Annotated in this window: 21 protein-coding genes; 11 read left to right on the plus strand and 10 right to left on the minus strand. The window is 72.0% G+C overall.

Annotated elements, in window-relative coordinates:
• Positions 1-2 precede the first annotated feature (2 nt).
• From ABZ725_RS05130 to ABZ725_RS05145, 4 genes are all read right to left on the minus strand, one after another.
• On the minus strand, positions 3-800 hold the full coding sequence (locus ABZ725_RS05130; RefSeq protein ID WP_358801395.1) for an alpha/beta hydrolase: 798 nt from the start codon (positions 798-800) through the stop codon (positions 3-5).
• A 19-nt stretch (positions 801-819) separates the two neighbouring features.
• Positions 820-1,650, minus strand: coding sequence for an alpha/beta hydrolase (locus ABZ725_RS05135; protein WP_358801396.1), 831 nt, complete (start codon positions 1,648-1,650; stop codon positions 820-822).
• Positions 1,651-1,669: 19 nt separating this feature from the next.
• Positions 1,670-2,494: an alpha/beta hydrolase gene (locus ABZ725_RS05140; RefSeq protein ID WP_358801397.1), complete on the minus strand. Its 825-nt coding sequence runs from the start codon at positions 2,492-2,494 to the stop codon at positions 1,670-1,672.
• A 95-nt stretch (positions 2,495-2,589) separates the two neighbouring features.
• On the minus strand, positions 2,590-5,334 hold the full coding sequence (locus tag ABZ725_RS05145) for an AAA family ATPase (RefSeq protein WP_358802046.1): 2,745 nt from the start codon (positions 5,332-5,334) through the stop codon (positions 2,590-2,592).
• A gap of 273 nt (positions 5,335-5,607) precedes the next feature.
• Between ABZ725_RS05145 and ABZ725_RS05150 the strand changes: the two genes are divergently transcribed.
• The 3 genes from ABZ725_RS05150 (at position 5,608) to ABZ725_RS05160 (ending at position 7,034) form a co-directional block, all read left to right on the plus strand.
• Positions 5,608-6,087 carry a MarR family transcriptional regulator gene (locus ABZ725_RS05150; RefSeq protein ID WP_358801398.1) on the plus strand — a complete coding sequence of 160 codons (480 nt, stop codon included), beginning with the start codon at positions 5,608-5,610 and terminating at the stop codon, positions 6,085-6,087.
• Between the two features lie 150 nt (positions 6,088-6,237).
• Positions 6,238-6,657 carry an aspartate 1-decarboxylase gene (gene panD, locus ABZ725_RS05155; RefSeq protein WP_351913958.1) on the plus strand — a complete coding sequence of 140 codons (420 nt, stop codon included), beginning with the start codon at positions 6,238-6,240 and terminating at the stop codon, positions 6,655-6,657.
• Positions 6,658-6,686: 29 nt separating this feature from the next.
• Positions 6,687-7,034 (plus strand): GNAT family N-acetyltransferase, encoded by a 348-nt coding sequence (locus ABZ725_RS05160; protein WP_358801399.1) that lies wholly within the window; start codon positions 6,687-6,689, stop codon positions 7,032-7,034.
• Between the two features lie 457 nt (positions 7,035-7,491).
• Here the strand turns inward: ABZ725_RS05160 and gndA are convergent, their stop codons facing one another.
• Positions 7,492-8,931 carry an NADP-dependent phosphogluconate dehydrogenase gene (gene gndA / locus ABZ725_RS05165; protein ID WP_358801400.1) on the minus strand — a complete coding sequence of 480 codons (1,440 nt, stop codon included), beginning with the start codon at positions 8,929-8,931 and terminating at the stop codon, positions 7,492-7,494.
• Between the two features lie 206 nt (positions 8,932-9,137).
• On the opposite strand from gndA, the gene ABZ725_RS05170 reads away from it, so the two are divergent.
• The gene (locus ABZ725_RS05170) at positions 9,138-10,355 is read left to right on the plus strand and encodes a transglycosylase family protein (RefSeq protein ID WP_358801401.1); all 1,218 of its coding nucleotides are present in this window, start codon (positions 9,138-9,140) and stop codon (positions 10,353-10,355) included.
• Here ABZ725_RS05170 and ABZ725_RS05175 read toward each other — a convergent pair.
• Complete coding sequence (locus ABZ725_RS05175; RefSeq protein ID WP_358801402.1) at positions 10,345-11,556, minus strand: DMT family transporter; 1,212 nt, start codon at positions 11,554-11,556, stop codon at positions 10,345-10,347. The two genes, ABZ725_RS05170 and ABZ725_RS05175, sit on opposite strands and share 11 nt — an antisense overlap.
• Before the next feature lie 209 nt (positions 11,557-11,765).
• Between ABZ725_RS05175 and ABZ725_RS05180 the strand changes: the two genes are divergently transcribed.
• The 5 genes from ABZ725_RS05180 (at position 11,766) to ABZ725_RS05200 (ending at position 18,113) form a co-directional block, all read left to right on the plus strand.
• Positions 11,766-12,545 (plus strand): (2Fe-2S)-binding protein, encoded by a 780-nt coding sequence (locus ABZ725_RS05180; protein ID WP_358801403.1) that lies wholly within the window; start codon positions 11,766-11,768, stop codon positions 12,543-12,545.
• A 38-nt stretch (positions 12,546-12,583) separates the two neighbouring features.
• Positions 12,584-13,747, plus strand: coding sequence for a glycogen synthase (gene glgA / locus ABZ725_RS05185; RefSeq protein ID WP_358801404.1), 1,164 nt, complete (start codon positions 12,584-12,586; stop codon positions 13,745-13,747).
• Between the two features lie 53 nt (positions 13,748-13,800).
• On the plus strand, positions 13,801-15,021 hold the full coding sequence (gene glgC / locus ABZ725_RS05190; RefSeq protein ID WP_351913972.1) for a glucose-1-phosphate adenylyltransferase: 1,221 nt from the start codon (positions 13,801-13,803) through the stop codon (positions 15,019-15,021).
• 102 nt (positions 15,022-15,123) lie between these two features.
• Complete coding sequence (locus ABZ725_RS05195) at positions 15,124-16,500, plus strand: wax ester/triacylglycerol synthase family O-acyltransferase (protein WP_358801405.1); 1,377 nt, start codon at positions 15,124-15,126, stop codon at positions 16,498-16,500.
• Between the two features lie 104 nt (positions 16,501-16,604).
• Positions 16,605-18,113, plus strand: a complete 1,509-nt coding sequence (locus ABZ725_RS05200) for an SDR family NAD(P)-dependent oxidoreductase (protein ID WP_358801406.1) — start codon at positions 16,605-16,607, stop codon at positions 18,111-18,113.
• Positions 18,114-18,122: 9 nt separating this feature from the next.
• On the opposite strand, the gene ABZ725_RS05205 is transcribed toward ABZ725_RS05200, so the two are convergent.
• Together ABZ725_RS05205 and ABZ725_RS05210 are read right to left on the minus strand one after the other, a co-directional pair.
• Positions 18,123-18,881 (minus strand): SDR family oxidoreductase, encoded by a 759-nt coding sequence (locus tag ABZ725_RS05205; protein ID WP_358801407.1) that lies wholly within the window; start codon positions 18,879-18,881, stop codon positions 18,123-18,125.
• A gap of 25 nt (positions 18,882-18,906) precedes the next feature.
• On the minus strand, positions 18,907-19,356 hold the full coding sequence (locus ABZ725_RS05210) for a hypothetical protein (RefSeq protein WP_358801408.1): 450 nt from the start codon (positions 19,354-19,356) through the stop codon (positions 18,907-18,909).
• Between the two features lie 457 nt (positions 19,357-19,813).
• Between ABZ725_RS05210 and ABZ725_RS05215 the strand changes: the two genes are divergently transcribed.
• On the plus strand, positions 19,814-19,987 hold the full coding sequence (locus ABZ725_RS05215; RefSeq protein ID WP_358801409.1) for a hypothetical protein: 174 nt from the start codon (positions 19,814-19,816) through the stop codon (positions 19,985-19,987).
• A gap of 99 nt (positions 19,988-20,086) precedes the next feature.
• Here the strand turns inward: ABZ725_RS05215 and ABZ725_RS05220 are convergent, their stop codons facing one another.
• Both ABZ725_RS05220 and ABZ725_RS05225 read right to left on the minus strand, forming a co-directional pair.
• On the minus strand, positions 20,087-21,430 hold the full coding sequence (locus ABZ725_RS05220; protein WP_358801410.1) for an amidase family protein: 1,344 nt from the start codon (positions 21,428-21,430) through the stop codon (positions 20,087-20,089).
• A gap of 109 nt (positions 21,431-21,539) precedes the next feature.
• On the minus strand, positions 21,540-22,256 hold the full coding sequence (locus ABZ725_RS05225) for an FCD domain-containing protein (RefSeq protein WP_358801411.1): 717 nt from the start codon (positions 22,254-22,256) through the stop codon (positions 21,540-21,542).
• A 164-nt stretch (positions 22,257-22,420) separates the two neighbouring features.
• On the opposite strand from ABZ725_RS05225, the gene ABZ725_RS05230 reads away from it, so the two are divergent.
• Positions 22,421-23,755 carry an L-fuconate dehydratase gene (locus ABZ725_RS05230; protein ID WP_358801412.1) on the plus strand — a complete coding sequence of 445 codons (1,335 nt, stop codon included), beginning with the start codon at positions 22,421-22,423 and terminating at the stop codon, positions 23,753-23,755.
• Positions 23,756-23,760: the final 5 nt, after the last annotated feature.

Here is a 23,760-nt window from a genome sequence, read left to right on the forward strand (position 1 = left end):
GGCTAGCGGGCGTGCGACAAGGCCCACGACAGTGCGTAGTCCGCGATCTCTTCCCAGCCTGGGGAGGCCGGCATCAGGTGCGGCTGCCCCGGATACACCTTGACCTCGGTGACGGTGTTCGACTTGTAGTGCTGGGCGTTGGACTGCTGGACCTTGGGCGGCATGAGGTGGTCCAGCTCGCCGGAGAGGAACAGCAGCGGTGCACGGTCGTCGTTGTGGTAGTTCACCCAGATGTCCTGGTGGCCGGGCTGGAGGTTGGCCAGCACGCTGTTCCACAGGATGCGGCCCGACGCGGGAATCGCGTAACGCTCGTAGAGCGCCCGGGACTCGTCCTCGGGAAATGTGTTGGTGAAGGCGTAATGCCACTGCTCAGGGGTGAGGCCGACCGCCTTGTGGTGGTTGGCGGGGTTCTTGAGCACGGGGAAGGTCGCTTTCACCTGGCTCAGCGGGGTCACCTTCACGCCTTCGGTGGGCGCGGAGTTGATGGCCACTCCGGCCGCGCCGAAGCCGTGGTCGAGCAGGACCTGGGTGAACGCGCCGCCCGCGGAGTGGCCGATCAGGACGGGCGGTCTGTCGAGTCCGCGGATCACGTTCGCCAGGCTCTCCATGATCTGCGGGGCAGTCACTTTCTCGATCGGGGTCGGGTCGGCGTTCAGGGACTCGACCTCCACCTCGAAGCCGGGGTAGGCGGGCGCGAGCACGCGGTAGCCCTGCTTCTCGTAGCGGTCGATCCAGTGCTCCCAGCTGCGCGGCGTCACCCAGAAGCCGTGGATCAGGACGATGGTGTCCGGTGCGCTCATCGATGTTCCTTCCAGGACGTCAACGGGTGGCGCGGTGGGCGGCCAGGATCTGGCGGACCACGATGTCGGGGTGCGACATCATCACGACGTGGGAGGAGCCCTTCACCTCGACGGTCGTGCTCCCGGCGCGCTCGGCCATGAAGCGCTGCACCGCGGCCGGGATGACGTTGTCGGCGGTCGGGATCACGTACCAGGACGGCAGGCTCCGCCAGGCCGGTACGCCGCTGCCGGAAGCCAACCCGCCCACGCTGCCGGGGCGCTGGGTGGCCGCCATGAGCCGCGTCACGGAGGTCGGCAGATCCTGGGCGAAGACCTCGTGGAACTTCGCCTGGTCGATGTAGCCGTCGGTGCCGGTCGTGCCGTCGGGCAGCGGGAACGGGCGGGTCACCAGCGCGTCCTTCAGCTTGCTGCCCGGGAACATGTCGGCGAGCTGCAACGCGCTCTCGCCCTCGTCGGGCGCGAAGGCCCCGACGTACACCAGCGCCTTGACATGGGAGCGATCGCGTCCGGCGTTGGTGATGACCTCGCCGCCGTAGGAGTGACCGACCAGAATGACCGGGCCGGGGACGGTGTCGACGACGCCGGCGACGTACGCCGAGTCGCCCGCCAGGTCGCGCAGCGGGTTGGCCGGGGCGATGACCGGGAATCCGGCCTTCAGCAGCCGGGCGATGACGTCGTTCCAGCCGGAGGAGTCGGCGAACACGCCGTGCACGAGCACGACGGTCGGTTTCGTGCCGCCGCCCGAGCGGGCGGAAGCGGGGGCGGGGGCGGGGGCGGCGCCGAGCGTGACCGCTCCCGCCGCGAGCAGCCCGCCGAGAACTCGGCGGCGGGGCTGACCTTCGGGAATCATGCGGTGGTTCCTTCTGTGGTCATGAGTTGAGGAAGTCCAGCAGGTCGGTGCCGAGCTGTTCCTTGTGCGTGTCCGTGATCCCGTGCGGCGCGCCCGGGTAGACCTTCAGCGTCGCGTTCTTGATGCGGGCCGCCGACGCCTTGCCGCCCACATCGAAGGGCACGACCTGGTCGTCGTCGCCGTGGACGACCAGCGTGGGCACGTCGAAGGCGTCCAGGTCGGCGCGGAAGTCGGTGGCCGAGAAGGCCGCGATGCACTCGTAGGCGCCTCGGTGTCCGGCCTGCAGGCTCTGGCGCCAGAAAGCGTCCCGGATGCCCTGGGACACGTCGGCGCCGGGCCGGTTGTTGCCGAAGAACGGGCCGTCGGCCAGATCGCGGTACAGCTGTGAGCGGTCGGCGAGCGACCCGGCGCGGATCGCGTCGAACGCCTCGACGGGTACACCACCGGGATTGTCGTCGGTCTTGAGCATGAACGGCGGTACGGCGGAGACCAGCACGAGCTGCGCGATGCGGGCGGTGCCGTGCCGCCCGATGTAGCGGGCGACTTCCCCGCCGCCCGTGGAGAAGCCGACGAGCGTCGCGTCGCGCAGGTCGAGCGTGTCGATGAGGGTGGCGAGGTCGTCGGCGTAGGTGTTCATCTCGTTGCCGTGCCACGTCTGGTCGGAACGGCCGTGCCCACGACGGTCGTGGGCGATGGCGCGGAAGCCGTTCGCCGCGAGGAACAGCTGCTGCGCCTCCCAGCTGTCCGAGTTCAGCGGCCAGCCGTGGCTGAGCACGACCGGCCGGCCCGTGCCCCAGTCCTTGTAGAAAATCTGCGCTCCGTCGCTTGCGGTGACATACGGCATGGCGTGCTCCCGTCTGCAGGATCTGTTCGGTCGCCCCAGCCTCGGCCAGGACGGACGGTCCTCGAATCCCGTGGAGCGCGTAGGCGTGGCCGCATTCAGTCGTCGAACGCGTGGTGGAGTTGCCGCCGGGACGTCACGTCGAGCTTCCGGAAGACCTTCCGTAGGTGGTAGTCGACGGTGCTGGCGCTGATGTACAGCTGCGCGGCGATCTCGGCGTTGGTCGCACCACCCTTGGCCAGGCGGGCGATCTGGAGTTCCTGTGGGGTCAACCTGCTCGTCGTCCCGGCCGTCCCGCGCTGGGGGTGCGCTCCGGTGGCGGCGAGCTCCTGAGCGGCGCGCGCCGCGTATCCCGTGGCCCGCATGGCGTCGAACATCGAGACGGCCGTACGCAGTTGCTCGCGGGCGTCCTTGCGCCGCTTACGGCGGCGCAGCCACTCGCCGTACAGCAGGTGGGCGACGGCGAGATCGGAGCGGGCTCTCGTGCCCGACAGGAGGGTGATCGCCTCGTCGTACAGCGGCTCGGCGTCGTCGACAGCCGCGAGCAGGGCGCTCGAGCGGGCCAGCAGGCCCAGGGCCCAGGGCGTGCCGGAGGCCGTTGCCCGGGAGGCCAGCGTGGCCAGCGTGGTTGCCGCCAGGACTCGGTCGCCGCAGCGTACGGCGGCCTCGACAAGGCAGGGGAGCAGCCGGGAGTGCACCCCGAGCACGTCCTGTTCGATCAGTTCGTGCGCGACGGTGCGCGCCTTTGCGTAGTCGCCGCGGCTCAGGGCCAGCACCACCATGCCGATGCGGGCGACGGACTCGACCGCGCCGCTTCCGAGCCAGGCGCCGGCCTCCATCGAGCCGCGCAGCACTGCGTCCAGGTCGTCGTGCTCTCCGTGCCAGGCGAGCAGTTCGGGATGCCGGTAGATGGCCCACACGTCGTCGTTCGCGCCGATCGCCGCGCGGATCTGGTGGCCCTCGGCCAACAGCTCGTCGGCGGCGGCCAGTTCGCCGAGATTGGTCTTGGACATCGTGGCGCAGTACAGCGCGGAGTCCAGCTGCCAGAGGGAGCCGGTCCGCCGGGCGACGTCGGCCGCCCGCCCGATGACAGCGGTGTGCGTCTGCTCATCCCACAGGATCATCGACAGGGTGACGGCGGGCAGATAGGCGCGCAGCACCTCCTCCTCAGGGGTGTCCGGGTCCAGCACCATGGCGCAGGCCCGCCGCAGGTGCGGTACGGCCTGTTCGTAGCCGTCGGTGGCCAGGACCGCGAAGCCGCGCAGCACGAGGTCGACGCCGGTCGCCTCACCGGTGCGCGGCACGAGCGTCTCCACGGCCCGGGCGATCTCGGCCGGCGTCGTGTCCCGTATGAGGTGCTCCGCGGTGATGACGCGGTCGATCGCCCTCAGAAGCGCCTCACGAGCCAGGTCCGGAGCGCCGTCGGAGAGGAATCGGGCGGCGCGCGCGCACAGCGCCGGCGCCTGCGCGAACGAATCCGCGCGGCCCAGCGCGATGCCCGTGTTCGCCCGGACGAGCAGTGCCCGGCCCTGGCCGACCTCGCCGAGCAGCTCCCCGTCGATCCCGTCCAGCAGCGACTCCGCCTGCAGCGGCGCCCCGGCCCGCAGCGCTGCCTCGGCCGCCGCCAGCAGGCGCCCCTCTCGTACGTCGTTTTCGGGCGTCAGCTCGGCTGCCCGGGTCAGGAAGGTGGCGCGCGCGGCGTAGCCACCCCGCGCGCCCGCCCGGTCGGCCACGCGTTCCACCTCCGCGGCGACGGCGGCATCCGTCCCCATCGCGGCCGCGGCGAGATGCCACGCCCGCCGGTCGGCGTCGGCCGGGCGGTCAGTGACCTGGGCCAGCGCGTGGTGCGCCCGCCTTCGCTCGACGCTGGTGGCGCCGCTGTACACCGCCGACCGCACCAGCGGATGGCGGAACTGTGCGGCGGCGTGCAGCACCACCAGACGCGCGGTTTCGGCCGGGCCGGAGGCCTCCGCGTCGATCCCGAGCCGGCCTGCCGCGCTCGTGAGGTACCTCAGGTCGCCGCCCGGCTCGGCGGCGGCGAGCAGCAGCCAGGTCTGCGTCGGCTCCGGCAGCTCACGGACCTGCTGGAGGTAGTGCGCCTCCAGTCTGCCGCCCACAGGCAGCGGTTCGGGCAGTGCGAGCCCTCCGGAGAGCTGGTCGGCAGACAGCTCCTGGCCCAGGTCGGCCAGTGCCAGCGGATTCCCGGCCGTGGCGGCCACGATTCGCGACGCGACACGGGCGTCGAGCTGTCCGGGGACGGCCTCCCGCAGCAGTTCCAAAGCGAACTCTTCCTCCAGCCCGGCGACTTCGGTGCAGGGAATGCCCGCAGGTGCGTCGAAACCGGTCCGAGCGGCGAACAGCAGACCGATGCCCTCGGCGCGCACCCGCCGACCGACGAAAGCGAGCACGCCCAAGGACTCCTTGTCGAGCCACTGGACATCGTCGACGCAGGCCAGCACAGGTCGTTGCTTCGCGGCCTCCGCAAGCAGACTGAGCGTCGCGAGCCCCACCAGGAACTGATCAGCGGCCGGGCCGTCGGCCAGCCCACAAGCCACCCGCAGCGCCGCGCGCTGGGCCGCGGGCAGCGCGCCGGGCTCCTTGAGGCCGTCCAGGAACGGCAAGAGCAGACGGTGCAGCGCCGCGAACGGGAACCCGGACTCCGCCTCCACCCCCGCCACCCGCAGGACGCGCAGGTCGGCGGCCTCCGCAGCCGCATGATCCAGCAGGACGGTCTTGCCGATCCCGGCGTCACCGCGCAGGACGACGACACCGCTCAACCGCTCGCGCAGGTCCGCAACCAATCGACTGAGGGCTTCACGTTCCCTGACCCGCCCCTTGAGCATCACGCCGGCAGTCCGTTCACGGCCACGGTCGGATCCGCCCCGATCTGTCCGCCGGCCGCCTCGGCGCGCGCCTCGCACACGGTCGGTTCCGGAACGGCTCTCCGTAACGCCGTAGCGGCCACCGGACCGGCGACGCCACTCCTGATGACCAGAGCCCTCTTGAGTACCCTGCCCTCCACGACTACCCCTCCCGAGTCGCTCGGCATTCGACTATCTTGATAGTCGAGATATGTTTAGCTTGATTGTCGTGTTACTTGAATGTCAAGGGAACCAGTGGAGTCCGTCGAAGAACTGCGCGCCCGGCTCGGCGAGGAGGCGCAGGCGTATCAGGCCTCGTTCGATGCTGTGGACGAGGCCGCCGCCTCACTCCTCGGTGTCAACCGCACCGACCTGCGCTGCCTGGAGATCCTGGTCGGGCAGGACAGCGTGCCCCCGAGCCGGCTCGGCGCCGCTCTGGGCCTCACCACCGGCAGCGTCACCGCGATGCTCGACCGCATGGAACGCCTGGGCTACCTGACCCGCACCCCGGACCCGGACGACCGTCGCAGAACCCAGATCCGCATCACCCCCGAAGCCGCCCGCCTGGCCTGGGAGATCTACGGGCCCATCGCCGAGGAAGGCGCCGCCGAGATCGCCGCCTACACCGGCGACGAACTCGCCGCGATCATGAGCTACCTGCGCCGCAGCCGGGCTCTCCAGGACCGCCATCGCATCCGCATCGCAGCCATGCCCCCGGCCCCCGGCCGCAGGTGACCTGCGGCCGGGAGAGCTGCAGGTGAGGAGCCTGCCTGCGGCTGTGTGTTGATTTTCATAGACATATTTGGGTCCAGGCGTGTCATTGTGCGGTGAAGAGTGCCTCTGACCTGCAGAAAGCGGGCGGAGAGCCGTCTTCCAGGAGTCCAAATGCTGCGCACCATGTTCAAGTCCAAGATCCACCGCGCCACCGTCACCCAGGCCGACCTGCACTACGTGGGATCGGTGACCATCGATGCCGAGCTGTTGGACGCCGCCGATCTGCTGCCCGGCGAGCTCGTCCACATCGTCGACATCACCAACGGGGCGCGGCTGGAGACATACGTCATCGAGGGCGAGCGGGGGTCGGGGGTGGTCGGGATCAACGGGGCCGCCGCCCATCTCGTCCACCCCGGCGACCTGGTGATCATCATCAGTTACGCTCAGGTGACCGATGCCGAGGCGCGGGTGCTGGAGCCACGGGTCGTGCACGTGGACCGCGACAACCGGATCGTGGCCCTCGGGGCCGACCCGTCGCAGCCGGTACCGGGCTCCGACCAGGAGCGCAGCCCGCACGCGGTGTCGGTCTGACCGAAACAGCCTTCGCACCGGGAGTGCCCATGAGCGACATCGAGATCCGCGACGACCGGGCGGCCGGCCGCCTCGAAGCCGTCGGCGACGGCGGCGAAGTCGTGGGCCGCATCGAGTACTTCGTCCTGGAGTCGCCCGGGCGCGCGCTGGTCCCGGTGCACACCATCGTCGAGCCCGCCCACGAGGGCAAGGGCATCGCTGGGTCGCTGGCGCGCGAGCTGTACGCCGTCTCCGAGCGCGAGGGCGTCCCCGTGGCGCCCCTGTGCCCGTACGTCGTGAAGTGGGCCGCACGTCATCCCGACGAGGCTCCCGCGGCCGACCCCGCGCTGCTGGCCGCCGCCAAGGACTGGCTGCGCGCGCACCCCGGCCGGTTCTGACCGACGCGGCCTGCGGCACCTCGGCCACCCGGGTGAGTGGCCGCGGCCGCTCCGGGTACGCGGGGGAGTAGTCCAGAGCCAAGCGCGACAACTGGCCGGAGGACACGATGACCGACCCACTCCCCTCCCCGCTCCCGGTCCCCCCGGACCCCTTCCCCACCCCGGTACCCACCCCGGCGCCACCCCCGGCCCCGGAACCGACCCCTCCCCCACGACCGGGCCCACCCCCGGATCCGTCCCCCTCCCCGATCCCCCCGGGCCCGGAACCGACCCCCGACCCGGAACCGGGCCCACCCCTGACCTGACGCCCCCTAGGGGCGCGGGGAACTGCGCGGCCGACCCCACCCACGTGCACCCGGACGACGAGCGCACACCCCCAAGGGGCGCGGGGAACTGCGCGAACAACCCCCACCCACGCGCACCCGCGCCCCCACGGAATCACCCAACCCGCTGGGCGCTACGCGGAGACCTCCGACCGGTCCCCGCCCCACAGCGTGTGGAAGGACCCCTCCCCGTCGACCCGCCGATACGTGTGCGCGCCGAAGAAGTCCCGCTGCCCCTGCGTGAGCGCCGCAGGCAACCGCTCCGCACGCAGCGCGTCGTAGTACGCGAGCGCCGCCGCGAAGCCGGGCGTGGGCACCCCCTGAAGCGTCGCCGACACCAGCACCTCACGCCACGGGTCCTGCGCCGCCGCGATCTCCGAGGCGAACGTCGCGTCGGACAGCAGGCTCGGCAGGTCGGCCCGGGCGTCGTACGCGGCGCGGATCCGGTCCAGGAAGGCCGCGCGGATGATGCAGCCGCCGCGCCAGATCGCGGAGACCGCGCCGAGGTCGATGTCCCAGCCGTACTCCTGGCTGCCCGCGGCGATCTCGTGGAAGCCCTGGGTGTACGACACGATCTTCGAGGCGTACAGCGCCTGCTCCACCCGGTCGGCGAAGGCCTGCGCCTCCGCCTCGCCCAGCGCCGACGCCTTCGGTCCCGCCAGGCCGCGCGAGGCCTCGCGCAGCGCCGCGTGCCCCGACAGCGACCGCGCGAAGACGGCCTCGGCGATGCCCGAGACCGGCACGCCCAGGTCCAGCGCGATCTGGACCGTCCAGCGGCCGGTGCCCTTCTGTTCCGCCTGGTCCACGACGACGTCCACGAAGGGCCTGCCCGTGGCCGCGTCCACATGGGACAGCACCTCGGCCGTGATCTCGATCAGGTAGGAGTCGAGGCGTCCGGTGTTCCAGGTGCGGAAGATGTCCGCGATCTGCGCCGGCTCGTACCCGGCGACGTCGCGCAGCAACTGGTAGGCCTCGCCGATGAGTTGCATGTCGGCGTACTCGATGCCGTTGTGGACCATCTTCACGAAGTGGCCGGCGCCGTCCGGGCCGACGTGTGTGACGCAGGGTGAGCCGTCCGCCGCCTTGGCGGAGATCTTCTCCAGCATCGGGCCCAGCGACTCGTACGACTCCGGGGAGCCGCCCGGCATGATGCTCGGGCCGTGCAGCGCGCCCTCCTCGCCGCCGGAGATGCCGGCCCCGACGAAGTGGATGCCCTGCTCGCGCAGTTCGCTCTCACGGCGGCGGGTGTCGGCGAAGTGGGCGTTGCCACCGTCGATGATCATGTCGCCGGGTTCGAGCAGCGGGGCGAACTCCTTGATCACCGCGTCGGTCGGCTCACCGGCCTTGACCATGATGACCAGGCGGCGGGGCCGCTCCAGCGCCGCCACGAACTCCTTGGCGGTCTCGGCCGCGACGAACTCGCCCTCGTGGCCGAATTCCTCGACCAGGGCGTGCGTCTTCGCCGCCGTACGGTTGTGCAGCGCGACGGCGTAGCCGTTGCGTGCGAAGTTGCGGGCGAGATTGCGGCCCATGACCGCGAGCCCCGTGACGCCGATCTGGGCTGAAGTGCTCATACGGTTGGCTCCTCCAAAGGTGTGCCCGTCAGTACGGTCCATACGTCACCGTCCCTGAGGACCATCTTGACGGGTTTCGCGAGCGGTTTCCCGACAGGGTCTCCCCGTGCTCCCGACGGAGCCCACGCGGCCGGTTGTGGTCTTGTCATGGCCAGTTCGCAGCCCGTACTTTTGCGGCTCCTGACGCATGTCGATGGGGGATCTCCATGGCCGTACGCGGCCGGCACCGCCGGTATCAGCCGAACAGGATCAACCGCGCCTCACTCACCGTCACGGCGGGCGGCGCCGGCATGGCGATACCGCTGATCGGCACCGGAGTCGCCCAGGCGGCCGACGTGGACACCTGGAACAAGGTCGCCGCGTGCGAGTCGACCAACGACTGGAACATCAACAGCGGCAACGGCTTCTACGGCGGACTGCAGTTCACCCAGTCCACCTGGGAGGCGTACGGCGGCACGCGGTACGCGCCCCGTGCGGATCTGGCCACCAAGGACCAGCAGATCGCCGTGGCCGAGAAGGTGCTGGACGGACAGGGCCCCGGCGCCTGGCCGCTGTGCTCGGAGCGGGCCGGGCTGAGCCGGGGCGGCGACGCGCCCGACATCCACCCGAACGGCACAGCCTCGAAGGCGGCCGAGAAGTCCACCAAGACGTCGAAGACGTCCAAGACGTCTCTGGACGACGTACGGCCCCAGAGCACGCCCCAGTCCCGGGCGGGCACCGCGGAGGTGTACACGGTCGTCCGCGGCGACACCCTCTCGGGCATCGCCGACACGGAGGAGGTCAAGGGCGGCTGGCAGGGGCTGTACGCGGCGAACCGGACGGTCATAGGAGCCGACCCGGACCTGATCCTGCCCGGCCAGCGGCTCAGCCTGCAGGAGGCGGCGAAGCAGAAGACCTCGCCGAAGACCTCCCCCAAGACCTCCTCGGGCGCCAAGGAGAGCAAGAAAGAAAGCAAGAAGGAGAGCAAGCCGGCCAAGAGCTCCAAGGCCAAGGAGACCGACGGCAAGGCGACGACCGGCCATTCCCTGGTCGCGCCCGTCACCGCCGCCACCGGAACGCCGTACCACGCGAGCGGCTCCTCCTGGTCGAAGGGCTACCACACCGGCGTCGACTTCCCGGTGCCCACCGGCACGTCCGTGAAGGCGGTCTCGGCGGGCAAGGTGGTGAGCGCGGGCTGGGGCGGCTCCTTCGGCTACCAGGTGGTCATCCGGCACGCCGACGGCCGCTACTCGCAGTACGCCCATCTCTCGGCGATCTCCGTACGGGACGGTCAGTCGGTGAGCGGCGGCCAGCGCATCGGCCGGTCCGGCTCCACGGGCAACAGCACGGGCCCGCATCTGCACTTCGAGGTGCGGACGGGGCCCGGTTTCGGTACGGACGTCGACCCGGTGGCCTATCTCAGGGCCGGCGGCGTCAGGATTTGACGCGCACCCGGCGCCGGTCGGGGATCGGCGCCGGGACGTACAGGCCACCGGGGAAGGTGTGGTGGAGGAGGAGAACCGGCGGTTCGTCCTCAGCCGGCATTTCGACGGGGACCGTCTCACCGGCTTGGGCCGGCACCAGTGGCTGTGCTCCCTGCGCCGCCACCGGCAGGTTCGCCTGTTCCTCCAAGGACTCCTCCAAGGACTCCTCCATGGCCTCTTCCAGCGTGTCTTCCAAGGCCTCCTCCAGTGCCTCCGCGAGCGCCTCCTCCCGGCGCGGCTGCTTCGGAAGGCCCGCCGACGGGGTCAGGTCGTCGGGGTCCGGCGTCAGCGCCGGGGCAGTCTGGGCAGCCGGAAGCCCGGCCACCGGGGATCCGCTTTGAAGACGCTCTGTCGTCAGCAGGATCAGTCCGCCCGCCGCCACCACGCCGCAGCTCAGCGCGAGCGCGGTGCCCGTGGTGCCGTAGCGGAAGGTCTCGCCGAACATCGTGATGCCGACCGCGGCCGCCACCACCGGGTTGACCACGGTCAGCGTCGCCAGCGGGGCCGCGAGGCCCGCACCCCGGTAGGCGGCCTGCGACAGCAGCATGCCGGCCGTGGCCAGCACCCCGATCACGGCCAGGGACGGGAGGTCGGCGGCCGAGACGCCGCCGGTCCAGTCGACGGCGACGGTCTTGGTGAACACCGACGACATGCCGAACGCGATGCCCGACGCGGTCGCCAGCAGCATGCTGCGGACCGCCGGGTGCCGATGCGCGGCCCGCGCGGCGATCATCAGGCCCACGACCGCACCGGCGGTGAACACGGCCACCGTCACCCGCTGCGGGGTGCTCAGCGACTGCGCGTCGGACGCCCCGACGAGGGACAGCAGACCGGCGAGACCGACCGTCGCCATGATCGCGCCCCGCCAGGCCGTCGCCCCGGCCTTGCGGCCGACGAACAGCGCGGCCATGGGCAGCGCGAACACGATGGTCAGCGCGCCCAGCGGCTGGACCAGACTGAGCGGGCCATAGGCCAGCGCCACCACATGGAGAATGCCGCCGAGGCCGTTCAACGCCACCGCGCCCCACCAGCTCAGCCGACGCAGCGGGGCGTACTCCTCGCCCGGCGAGGACTCCGCGACCCGCTCCTGCACGATCGCCCCGCCGGCATACGCCACGGCGGAGACGAGCGACAGGACCACGGACAACGCGAGGGCGCTCATGAGCTGCTCCTCTGCGTGAGGCGGGGGCGCGGGGCCCGGCGCGGCGAACGGCTGGCTCTCATAACCAACACGATGCCTTGTGGATCTGTTCCCGTCGTCGTACCTGAGCACGCAATGAGTCCTACTACCGATGGAGTACGAAGCCCCCGCTGTCCTCCCTCAGGCGGGTGACGTACCGGGGATCCCCCTGAGCGCGACCCCTACCGACCTTGGTACTACTGCACCTCGTGGACCTCGACCCGCAACTCGCCGCGCTCCGCCCGCTCGGCGGCTTCTTCGCCCTGCGCACCCCACTACCCGGCGCAGGAGAGCCGCCCCGGCCCCTGCCGACCCTGGCGCAGGCCTACGGGGAGATCCCTGACGGCGCGGCAGCGGACGCCCACGCGGATCCCCTGACCTTCCGGGTCCGCAAGGTGAACCGGGCCCTGCGCGCCCCCGAGGACCGCATCGGGGCCTCCGTGGCGCAGCAGGGGCTCGCGGCCCGACTGTGGTCGGTCACGCTGGGCTGCGCCGTCCTGTACGGGTCGATCCCCGACCTCTCCCCGAGGCTGCTGCGCTGGGACCCGGACGCCGGCGCCCCGGACGACCTGTGGCTGACGCAGGTGCGGCCGAGGCCCGCGGACGCGGCGACCGTGGCCGCGACCGTCCTCGACGGCCACCTCGAACCCCTCTCCGCCGCCCTGCGCGTCCGCCACCCGGTCGCGCCGGGCCTGCTGCGCGGCAACGCCGCCTCGGCCCTGGCCTCGACCGCCCGTCTGCTGGACCAGTGGGCGCACGCCCGAGGCCGCCCCGACGTCGCCGCACACGCGCGTGCCCTCACCGCCGAACTCCTCGCCCACCCGCTCCTCGCGGACACCGGCGCCCTGACCGGCACCGCGTTCCGCCGCCGCAGCTGCTGTCTCTACTACCGGGTGCCCGACGGCGGTGTCTGCGGCGACTGTTGCTTCACACGACCCCCGCGCTCTTCCCCACACGCCCCGTCTGGGTGACCATGAAGGGAGCCGACCGCTGAGACTGGGGGTTCCGGGTGCGAGTGGGACTGCTGACCCGGGAGTATCCCCCGGACGTGTACGGCGGAGCGGGCGTCCATGTCGAGTTCCTCGCCCGGGAGTTGAGGCAGCTCATCGACCTCGAGGTGCACTGCTGGGGCGAGGTCTCGGGCGCGGACCGGGCGATCGGCGTCCAGCGGCACCGCCCCTGGTCCGCGCTCGACGGCGCCAACGACGCGCTGCGCACCTTCTCCGTGGACCTCGCCATGGCGGCCGCCCTCGAAGGCCGCGAACTCGTCCACTCCCACACCTGGTACGCCAACCTCGCCGGACATCTCGCGAAACAGCTGTACGGCGTCCCGCACGTCGTCACCGCGCACTCGCTGGAGCCCCTGCGGCCCTGGAAGGCCGAACAACTCGGCGGCGGCTACGCCCTGTCGAGCTGGGCCGAGCGGACGGCGGTGGAGGCGGCCGACGCGGTGATCGCCGTCTCCGGCGCGATGCGCGAGGACATCCTCACCTGCTATCCGTCGCTCGCCCCGGACCGGGTCCATGTCGTGCACAACGGCATCGACACCGCCCTCTACCGCCCCGACCACGGCACCGACGCCCTCGCCCGGATCGGGCTCGACCCGGACCGCCCGTTCGTGCTGTTCGTCGGCCGCATCACCCGGCAGAAGGGGGTGCCGCATCTGCTGCGCGCGGTCCGGGACATCGACCCCGCGGCGCAGGTCGTGCTGTGCGCGGGCGCGCCCGACACTCCGGAGATCGACCGGGAGTTCCGCGACCTCTTCGCGGAGCTGAGCGGCGCCCGCGACGGCGTGCACTGGATCCCGAAGATGCTGCCGCGCCCCGAGGTGATCCAACTCCTCACCCACGCGGCCGTGTTCGTCTGCCCGTCGGTGTACGAGCCCCTCGGCATCGTCAACCTGGAGGCGATGGCGTGCGGCACGCCCGTCGTGGCCTCCCGGGTCGGCGGGATACCGGAGGTCGTCGAGGACGGCGTGACCGGCACGCTCGTCACCGTCGACGACGATTTCGAGGCGGGCCTCGGCAGCGCGCTGGACGCGCTGCTCGGCGATCCGGAGACGGCGCGCCGCATGGGGGAGGAAGGCCGGGCCCGCGCGGTGGACGAGTTCGGCTGGGACGCGGTGGCCCGGCGGACCGTCCGGCTGTATGAGGAGATCGTCAAACAGGCGTAGAGGGGCTCGCGCCTGGGCAGCCATGGGTATCCAACAGGGTGAGGGGAGCGGCCATGCGTCGTGGTGGACCTTCGGTGCTCGGGATCGTGCTGGCCGGCGGCGAGGGCAAACGCCTGATGCCCCTGACGGCGGACCGCGCCAAACCAGCGGTCACCTTCGGCGGCACGTACCGGCTCGTCGACTTCGTCCTGTCCAACCTGGTCAACGCCGACGTCCTGCGCATCTGCGTGCTGACGCAGTACAAGTCGCACTCGCTGGACCGGCACATCACCACCACCTGGCGGATGTCGAGTCTGCTGGGCAACTACGTCACGCCGGTCCCGGCCCAGCAGCGGCTCGGCCCGCGCTGGTACCTCGGCAGCGCCGACGCCATCCTGCAGTCGCTGAACCTGATCTACGACGAGCGGCCCGAGTACGTGGCCGTGTTCGGCGCCGACCACGTCTACCGCATGGACCCGCGCCAGATGCTCGCCCAGCACATCGACAGCGGCGCGGGCGTCACGGTGGCCGGGATCCGCGTCCCGCGCGGCGAGTCCTCGTCCTTCGGGGTGATCACTCCCGGCTCGGACGGCCAGACGGTCGAGCGCTTCCTGGAGAAGCCCGCCGACCCGCCGGGGCTGGCGGACGACCCGGCGTCCGTGTTCGCCTCGATGGGCAACTACATCTTCACCACCAAGGCGCTCATCGAGGCGCTCCAGCGGGACGCCGAGGACGAGACCTCCGTCCACGACATGGGCGGCTCGATCCTGCCTCAGCTCACCCAGCGCGGCGAGGCCCAGCTGTACGACTTCCGCGACGGTCATGTGCCCGGTGAGACCAGCCGCGACCAGGGCTACTGGCGGGACGTCGGCACGCTCGACGCGTACTACGACGCCCATATGGATCTGATCGCCGAGCGCCCCGCCTTCAATCTCTACAACCGCAGCTGGCCGATCTACACCCACTCGGGTCAGCTTTCCCCGGCCCGTTTCAGCGCGGGCGGCATCGCGGGCGAGTCGATCATCAGTTCGGGGTGTCTGATCCGCGGTCAGGTCACCCGGTCCGTGCTGTCCCCGGGGGTCGTGGTCGATCCGGGAGCGGTCGTGCAGGGGTCGATCCTGCACGACAACGTGCGCATCGGGCGGGGTGCGGTCGTGCGCGGGGCGGTCCTGGACAAGAACGTCGAGGTCCCTCCGGGTGCGACCATCGGCGTGAACCCGGAGCGGGACACGGAGCTCTACACGGTGTCCAAGGGCGGCGTGATCGCCCTGGGTAAGGGTCAGCAGGTGTCCTGAACTTAATGCGCTGTTAACTGTGCGTAGCATGATCGTACTTGACCGTAATCGCCCGGCGCGATTGACTGCTTGCCTCACCCTTCGTCGACGCGAGGCAAGTCCTTGACTGCTGATGATCTGCTGGCACCCCTCGACCTGGCGTTCTGGAACCTCGAGTCGGCCGAGCACCCCATGCACCTGGGCGCGCTCGGCGTCTTCACGGCGGACTCGCCCACCGCGGGCGCCCACGCCGCCGACCTGCTCGCTGCCCGCGCGGCGGCCGTCCCCGGGCTGCGCATGCGCATCCGCGACGTGTGGCGGCCGTTCGACTCCGCCCAGCCGTTCGACCTGCGCCGTCCTTTCGACCTGCGGCTGCCGCTCGCCTTCGGCGGCGCGACCCGGGAGCCGGACCCCGAGTTCGACCGCCTCCACCACGTCACGCTGCACCCGCCCACCGCCGACTTCCAGGCCGACGCCGGCCTGCTCATGCAGCGGCCCCTGGAGCGCGGCCGCCCGCCGTGGGAGGCGCATGTGCTGCCCGGCGAGGACGGCGGGTCCTTCGCCGTGCTCTTCAAGTTCCACCACGCCCTCGCCGACGGTCTGCGCGCCCTGACGCTGGCCGCGGCCGTCCTCGATCCGCTGGACCTGCCCGCGCCCCGGCCCCGTCCCGCCGAACCGCCCCGCGGGCTCCTCCCCGACGTGCGCAGACTGCCCGACCTGCTGCGCGGGGCCGTCTCCGACGTGGGCCGCGCGCTCGACATCGGCGCCTCCGTCGCCGTGCACACCCTGGGCATGCGCCCCAGCCCCGCCCTCACCGCCCGCTCCAGCGGCACCCGCCGCACCGCGGGCGTGGTCATCGACCTCGACGATGTGCACCGGATCCGCAAGGTCGCCGGCGGCACCGTCAACGACGTGCTGATCGCCGTGGTCGCCGGCGCCCTGCGCCGCTGGCTCGACGAACGCGGCGACGGCAGCGACGGCGTCGTGCCGCGCGCCCTCATCCCCGTCTCCAAGCGCCGCCCGCGCACCGCCCACCCACAGGGCAACCGGCTCTCCGGGTACTTGGCCCGGCTCCCCGTCGACGACCCGGACCCGCTGAGCCGGCTGGCCACGGTCCGCACCGCCATGGACCGCAACAAGGACGCGGGGCCGGGCCGGGGCGCCGGGGCCGTCGCCCTGCTCGCCGACCATGTCCCGGCCCTCGGCCACCGTCTCGGCGGCCCGCTGGCCGGGCAGGCCGCCCGGCTCTGGTTCGACATCCTCGTCACCAGCGTCCCGCTGCCCAGCCTCGGCCTGAAGCTCGGCGGGAACCCGGTGACCGAGGTCTTCCCGTACGCCCCGCTCGCCCGCGGACAGGCGCTGGCGGTCGCCGTCTCGACCTACCGCGGCCAGGTCCACTACGGGCTCGTCGCCGACGCCGAGGCCGTTCCCGATCTCGACCGGTTCGCACGCGCCCTGACCGCCGAGGTGGAGACGCTCATCACGGCCTGCGGCTCTTGACGGGAACGGGTTTGGAGGAGAGGCCCGGCGCTCCGTAAAATCCCCTGTTCGTAGGGCGGGCGCGGTCGGAGCGCCACCCGGGTCAGCAGGGAAGCGGCAGCGCGATGACGGTGACAGAGGACGGCTCGGCGACGATCACCGAGGAGGCCGTGGACGAGGGTCTGTACGGCCCCGGCATCGACCCGGAGCGGCTCGCCGTCTGCCTCGCGGTGCTGGACGAACTCGACAAGCTGGACGTCGACCACCCCGACGCGATCACCGTGCGCCGGGCCACCGCCGGCGTCTACCGCACCGTCAAGCAGCGCCGCCGCCAGGAGCGCCGGGCCGCCAAGACCGCCCATGACAAGGCGGTCACCGAGGCGACCGCCACCGGCTCCGCCCAGCGCATCGACGACGAGACCGAGGGCATCCTGCCGTCCTCCGTCACGGAGGAGGGCAAGATCGCGGGGATACTCCAGCGCCCGCGCTCCTGCTACACCTGCAAGGCCCGGTACGTGGAGGTCGACTACTTCTACCACCAGCTCTGTCCCGAGTGTGCCGACCTGAACCGCACCAAGCGCGACGTCCGCGCCGACCTCGCCGGCAAGCGCGCACTGCTCACCGGCGGCCGCGCCAAGATCGGCATGTACATCGCGCTGCGGCTGCTGCGCGACGGCGCGCACACCACGATCACGACCCGGTTCCCGAAGGACGCCATCCGCCGCTTCAAGGCCATGGACGACTCGGCCGACTGGATCCACCGCCTGGAGGTCGTCGGCATCGACCTGCGCGACCCGGCGCAGGCCGTGGCCCTCGCCGACCAGGTCGCCGAGGCCGGCCCGCTCGACATCCTCATCAACAACGCGACGCAGACCGTGCGCCGGCTGCCCTCCGCCTACGCCGCCCTGGTCGGCGGCGAGAGCGCCCCGCTGCCCGCCGGCGAGCTGCCCGCCCACCACGTCATCGGCGCCTTCGGCTCCGGCGCGGTCGACGGCCTCGCCGCGCTGCCCGCCGGCATCAGCGGCATGGACGCACAGCAGGTCGCCGACCTCGCCCTGGTCGCGGGCAACGCGAGCGTCGCCCGGCACCTCGACGGCACCGCCATCGACGCGGGCGGTCTGGTGCCGGACGTGGTCGACACCAACACCTGGGTGCAGACCATCGAGCAGATCTCCCCGGTGGAGCTCCTCGAGACCCAGCTGTGCAACTACACGGCGCCGTTCATCCTGATCAGCAAGTTGCGCCCGGCCATGGCCGAGGCCGCGAAGCGGGCGGCGAGCGGGCGGGCGTACGTCGTGAACGTCTCGGCGATGGAGGGCGTCTTCGGGCGCGGCTACAAGGGTGCGGGGCATCCGAACACCAACGCGGCGAAGGCCGCGATGAACATGGTCACGCGGACCAGTGCGCAGGAGATGTTCCAGGCCGACGGGATCCTGATGACGTCCGTCGACACGGGCTGGATCACCGACGAGCGTCCCCACTACGACAAGCTGCGGCTTGCGGAGGAGGGGTTCCATGCGCCGCTCGACCTCGTGGACGGGGCGGCCCGGGTGTACGACCCCGTGGTGCGCGGCGAGGCGGGCGAGGACGTGTACGGGGTCTTCCTGAAGGACTACGCGCCCGGGAAGTGGTAGCCGGCCCCTTCAGGTCGGTATGCGCGCCGCTCGTACGTTCGTGCCGCCGTCCACCAGCAGGTCGGCCCCGGTGATCCAGTCCGCTGCGTCCGACGCCAGCCACAGCACCGCCCTCGCCACGTCCTCGGGCTCGCCTATGCGGCCCAGCGGCAGGGTCGGCGCGATCTCCGGCTCTCTCGGCTCCCACATGAAGCGGGCCATCTCGGTGCGTACGAGGCCGGGGGAGACGGAGTTGACCCGCACCCCCGGGCCCAGCTCGCCCGCCAGCTGCCGGGTGAGGTGGCGCAGGGCCGCCTTGCTGGTGCCGTAGGCGCCCACGGACGGGCCGACGTGGGTCGCGCCCTCCGTGCAGACGTTGACCACCGCTCCGCCGTGCTCCCGCATCCAGCCGCGCCACGCGCACTGCACGAGCCGTAGCGGCGCCTCGACGTTCACCGTGAACGTCCGGCGCCACACGGCGGGGTCGGCGTCCATCAGCGGGCCGTACGGCTGGTTGGACGCGGCGTTGTTGACCAGTACGTCGAGCCGGCCGAACGTCCGTAGGCACAGCTCTGTCAGCTCCTCGGGGAGCCCGGGGTCCGCGACGTCGCCCGCGAGGCCGATCCCGCCCAGCTCCACGGCCGCCCGGCGCACCTCGTCGGCGTCGCGGGCGCTCACGCACACCTGGGCCCCGGCGTCCGCGAGCGCCCGCGCCACCGCCCGGCCGATGCCCCGAGTGCCGCCGGTCACGACGGCAGCCTTACCGCTCAACCCGTACGACGACGTCATCGGCGCACGGTCTCACGGCCCACCCTCAATCGACAGCCCCGAGACGTGAGTTCCGTGCCGCCACCAGTTCCAGCACCGTGCGCCAGTCCTCCAGCACCCCCGCGTCGAATCCGGCGACCCGGCCGTCCTCGTCGGCCTGACGCAGGCTGAAGAGGTCGTCGTCGGCGGGAGCCTCGTGCCAGGGGTGGAGGCCTATGAGGCGGGAGACACGGGCGCCGAGCAGAGGGCGTACGGCGTCGGCGGCGCGCTCCGAACGCAGGCCGGCGTCGGTGGGGCACAGGAGCCGGCCGATGGGGTGGACCAGCCCGGTGAGCTGGAGTTCCTTGTCGGCGGGGCGACTTCGGCGCAGCAGCGCCGCCGTCTGCAGCGCGTGATCGTGCAGATCGACGCCGACGACACCGCCGTCCGGGGCGTCCGACACGCCCCGGCAGGCGTACAGCAGGTCCATCAGCTCCTCGACGCTGCGCAGCTCCATGCGTCTGTCCTTCCGCGAGACAGCCGTTGCCGGACGCCACCAGATCATGTCCGGCTTGCGACCGGACGAACGGCACTTGAACGGCGCGACGGATCGGCAGGCGTGTGCGCCGGTGTACGCCGGACGGGTGAACTCAAAGGGTGTGAATGCGGCGGAAGGAGTTCAATTCACCTGCGGGGACATGCGGGTGACGCGCCATGGTTACGCCAAGTTTTCAGCCCTATCGAGCGGCACCCCGCTCATTTGGTTAGTCTGTATCGGACGGACAGCACGACGGAGTGCCACCCACACCCACCGTCCGTCTGGGACAAGCCGGTTCACAACGGCCAGCCCTCCTGGGAGTCACCGGCGCCACAGCGTCGCCACCGACTCCAGCCAGACCCGAGGGAGCGTCGAGCGCCGGATCGCAGACCGACCGGCACGCCCCGAGGGTGACCCGACACATAAGGAGTGCGCGGTGACACCGGAGAAGACGAATCGCGAGCAACGTCCCAAGGAACCCACGGAGCGGGCCGACCGCAGGCCCGGTGAGATCGGCAGCCTGGACGTGTGGGCCCGCTCCGCCCCGATCCGCCTCGCGGGCTACGAGGACGACCTCGCCGAGGACCACATCCTGCCCAGCGTGGACTGACCCGCTCGCGATCGCTCACCGCATGGGCGTGCGCCGCGTCCGGCACGCCCATGCCGAGCCCTTCCGTCGTCTTCTCCCCGTCCTTCGGTTCCCCGTCCCTCAGTCGAGCGGAGCCGTCCGCCGCCACGGCCGCAGGCTCTCCAACTGCTCCGCCAGCCGCAGCAGTTCGCCCTCCGTCCCCGGCCGGCCCACCAGCTGCACGGCGGTGGGAGCGCCCGACGGCAGCGTGCCGAAGGGGACCGCCATCGCGGGCCAGCCGGTCAGGTTCCACGGCGGGGTCAGCGGCGAGTAGTTCGTGTTCGCCAGGACGTTGCGCAGCCAGCCCCGCTCGTGCCACGGCGCCGACTTCGGCGACCGTCGCGCGAGCGCCGGTGTGAGCAGCACGTCGTACTCCGCGAAGAACGGCTCCAGCCGTCGGCGCAGCGTCTCCCGCCCCGAGCCGTCGCGCACCCCGGCCAGGAAGCGCCGGCCGAGGGCCGCGTGCACCCGGGTGCGCCGGGTCAGCAGCCGTGCGTCGAGGCTCGCGGCGTCCACCGCGGTGCCGGCCGTCCAGTGCGCGAGCGAGGTGACGCCCAGCGACAGCGGATACGGCGGGTCCGCCCGCTCCACATGATGCCCCGCCCGGACCAGCACCCCGGCCGCCTCCCGCGCCGCGTCCGTGTACGGTCTGCTCACCGTGGTTCCGGCCAGCGGACTGCGCACCGACACCGCGATCCTCAGCGCGCCGGGCTCCTCGGCCGCCGTCACGTCGGCGCCGGCGAGGATGGACAGCATCAGCCGCGCGTCCTCGACCGTCGTCGCCAGCGGACCGTTCTCCGACATCCCGAACCAGTCGCCGTCCCCGATCCCGGCCGGCACCACCCCGTGGCCCGGCTTGACGGTCACCAGGCCGCAGTTGGCCGCCGGTATGCGCAGCGACCCCATGCCGTCGTTGCCCAGCGCGATCGGCGTCATCCCGGCGGCGACCGCGGCCGCGCTGCCGCCGGACGAGCCGCCGGCCGTGCGGGAGGTGTCCCACGGGTTGCGGGCGGTGCCGTGGACGCCCTCCGTGGTGCCGAAGACGCACAGCTCCGGCACATTGGTCAGCCCCACGACCACGGCGCCGGCCGCCCGCAGCCGGGCCACGGTGACATGGTCGGCGTCGGCCGGGGTGTCCGGGGTCGCGGCCGAGCCGACCCGCGTCGACTCGCCCCGCACGCCGAGGTTGTCCTTGACCGCCACCGGCACCCCGGCCAGCGGCAGTTCGGCCAGGTCGGCGCGGGCGGCCACCTCGTCGGCCTCGGCGAGCGCCGCCTCGGCGCGCACCACCCGGAACGCGCCGATCCGGCCGTCCAGGCGCTCGATCCGCGCGAGATGCTCGGCCACCACCTCCCGCGGCGTGACCTCCTTCTCCCGAACGGCGGCGGCGATCTCGACGGCGGTCCGACCGACCCAGCTGGTCACGGCGGCTCCTTGGTCCTACTGGTGAGTATGTGAGGAGAACTGTGCCCCGCCTTCACGCCCCGCGTCGAGAGCCCGCCGACGTCCTGGCCGTCTGCCGGTCACTTCCCGGTCAGGGGCCCACCTGGGCCCTGAGCCACTCCGCCACCTCGCCGACGTGGGCGGCCGCCGCCGCGCGGGCCGCCTCCGGGTCGCGGGCGGCCAGGGCGCGGTGGATCGCGGCGTGTTCGCGGCGGGTGCGGTCGAAGGCGCCCTCCTCGCGGTAGCCGCGCCAGACCCGGGCCCGGAAGGTGCGCGAGGACAGGCCCTCCAGGATCGCCGCCATCGTCTCGTTGCCGGCGGCCGCCGCGATCGCGCGGTGGAAGGCGAGATCGTGGGCGAGGATCTCGTCGGGGTCGTCGGTGGCGTTCATCGCATCCAGGTGGCCCGCCACGACGGCCAGCTGGTCGGGGGTGATCCGCGCGGCGGCCAGCGCGGTCGCCGTCGACTCCAGGATCCGCCGGACCTCCAGCAGCTCCACCAGCCGGGGCCCGCGCGACAGATCGGCGACCACCCCGAACGTCTCCAGCAGATCCCCGGCCTGGAGCTGCGTCACATAGATGCCCGAGCCGTGCCGGGCCTCCAGCACGCCCAGCACCGTGAGCGCCCGGATCGCCTCGCGCATCGAACTGCGCGAGATGCCCAGCTGGGCCGCGAGATCGCGCTCGGTCGGCAGCCGCTGGCCCGGCTCCAGCAGCCCCTCGCCGATCATCGCCTTGATCCGCTCGATGGCGCGCTGCGTCACCGTGCCCTTGGGGGCTGCTGCCGTGCCCTGCCGCGGCTCGTCCACGTGCTCTCTCCTGTCGCCGGTGCCGCGCAGTCTAGTCATCGATGTGGTCGGACCACTTGCCCCAATAATGGGCCCAAACTCGCCTCCAAGGGTGGTCTGAGGGGGAAGTGGTCTGATAAATATTGCGGCTGTCGCACGAAGCACGCCAGATGAGGAGCCGACCGATGGCGCCCCCGCCCACCGCCCGCGTCACCGCGGTCGACACCCACGACATCCGCTTCCCCACCTCGCGCGAGCTCGACGGCTCCGACGCGATGAACCCGGACCCCGACTACTCGGCCGCCTACGTCGTCCTGCGCACCGACGCTCCCGACGGCCACGAGGGGCACGGCTTCACCTTCACCATCGGCCGGGGCAACGAGGTACAGGTCGCCGCGCTCGACGCCCTGCGCGAGCACGTCGTCGGCCGGTCCGTCGACGAGCTCTGCGCCGACCCGGGCACGCTCAGCCGCGACCTGATCGGCGACAGCCAGCTGCGCTGGCTCGGCCCCGAGAAGGGCGTGATGCACATGGCGATCGGCGCGGTCGTCAACGCCGCCTGGGACCTGGCCGCCAAGCGCGCCGGCCGGCCCCTGTGGCGGCTGCTCGCCGACGCCGAGCCCGAGTGGCTGGTACGCCAGATCGACTTCCGCTACCTCACCGACGCCCTCACCCCCGACGAGGCCCTCGCCCTGCTGCGCCGCGGCAAGGAAGGCGCCGAGGAACGCCGGGTCCGGCTGCTGGAGCGCGGCTACCCCGGCTACACCACCTCGCCCGGCTGGCTCGGCTACGACGACGAGAAGCTGACCCGCCTCGCCACCGAGGCCGTCGCCGACGGCTTCCGGCAGATCAAGCTCAAGGTCGGCGCGGACCTCGAGGACGACGTACGGCGCTGCCGCGTCGCCCGCTCCGCGGTCGGCCCGGACATCCGGATCGCGGTCGACGCCAACCAGCGCTGGGACGTCGAAGAGGCGATCCGCTGGACCCGCGCCCTCGCCGAGTTCGACCCGTACTGGATCGAGGAGCCCACCAGCCCCGACGACGTCCTCGGCCACGCGGCCGTCCGCCGGGCCGTCGCCCCCGTCAAGGTGGCCACCGGGGAACACGTCCACAACCGTGTCGTCTTCAAGCAGCTCCTCCAGGCCGGTTCCCTCGACGTCCTCCAGCTGGACGCGGCCCGGGTCGGCGGGGTCAACGAGAACCTCGCCATTCTGCTGCTGGCGGCCAAGTTCCGGGTCCCGGTGTGCCCGCACGCCGGCGGCGTCGGCCTGTGCGAACTCGTCCAGCACCTGTCGATGTTCGACTACGTGGCCCTCACCGGCACCACCGAGGACCGGGTCATCGAATACGTCGATCATCTGCACGACCACTTCCTCGACCCGGTGGTGATCCGCGAAGGTCACTACACGGCACCCACCGCGCCGGGTTTCTCGGCCGCCATGCGGCCCGAGTCGATCGCGCGGTACACGTATCCCGGCGGCGAGTTCTGGGCCGCCGACCTCAAGGACCGGAAGGAGTAGGCGCA

It is taken from the genome of Streptomyces sp. NPDC006872 (assembly GCF_040635845.1).
In the GTDB taxonomy this organism is placed as follows: domain Bacteria; phylum Actinomycetota; class Actinomycetes; order Streptomycetales; family Streptomycetaceae; genus Streptomyces.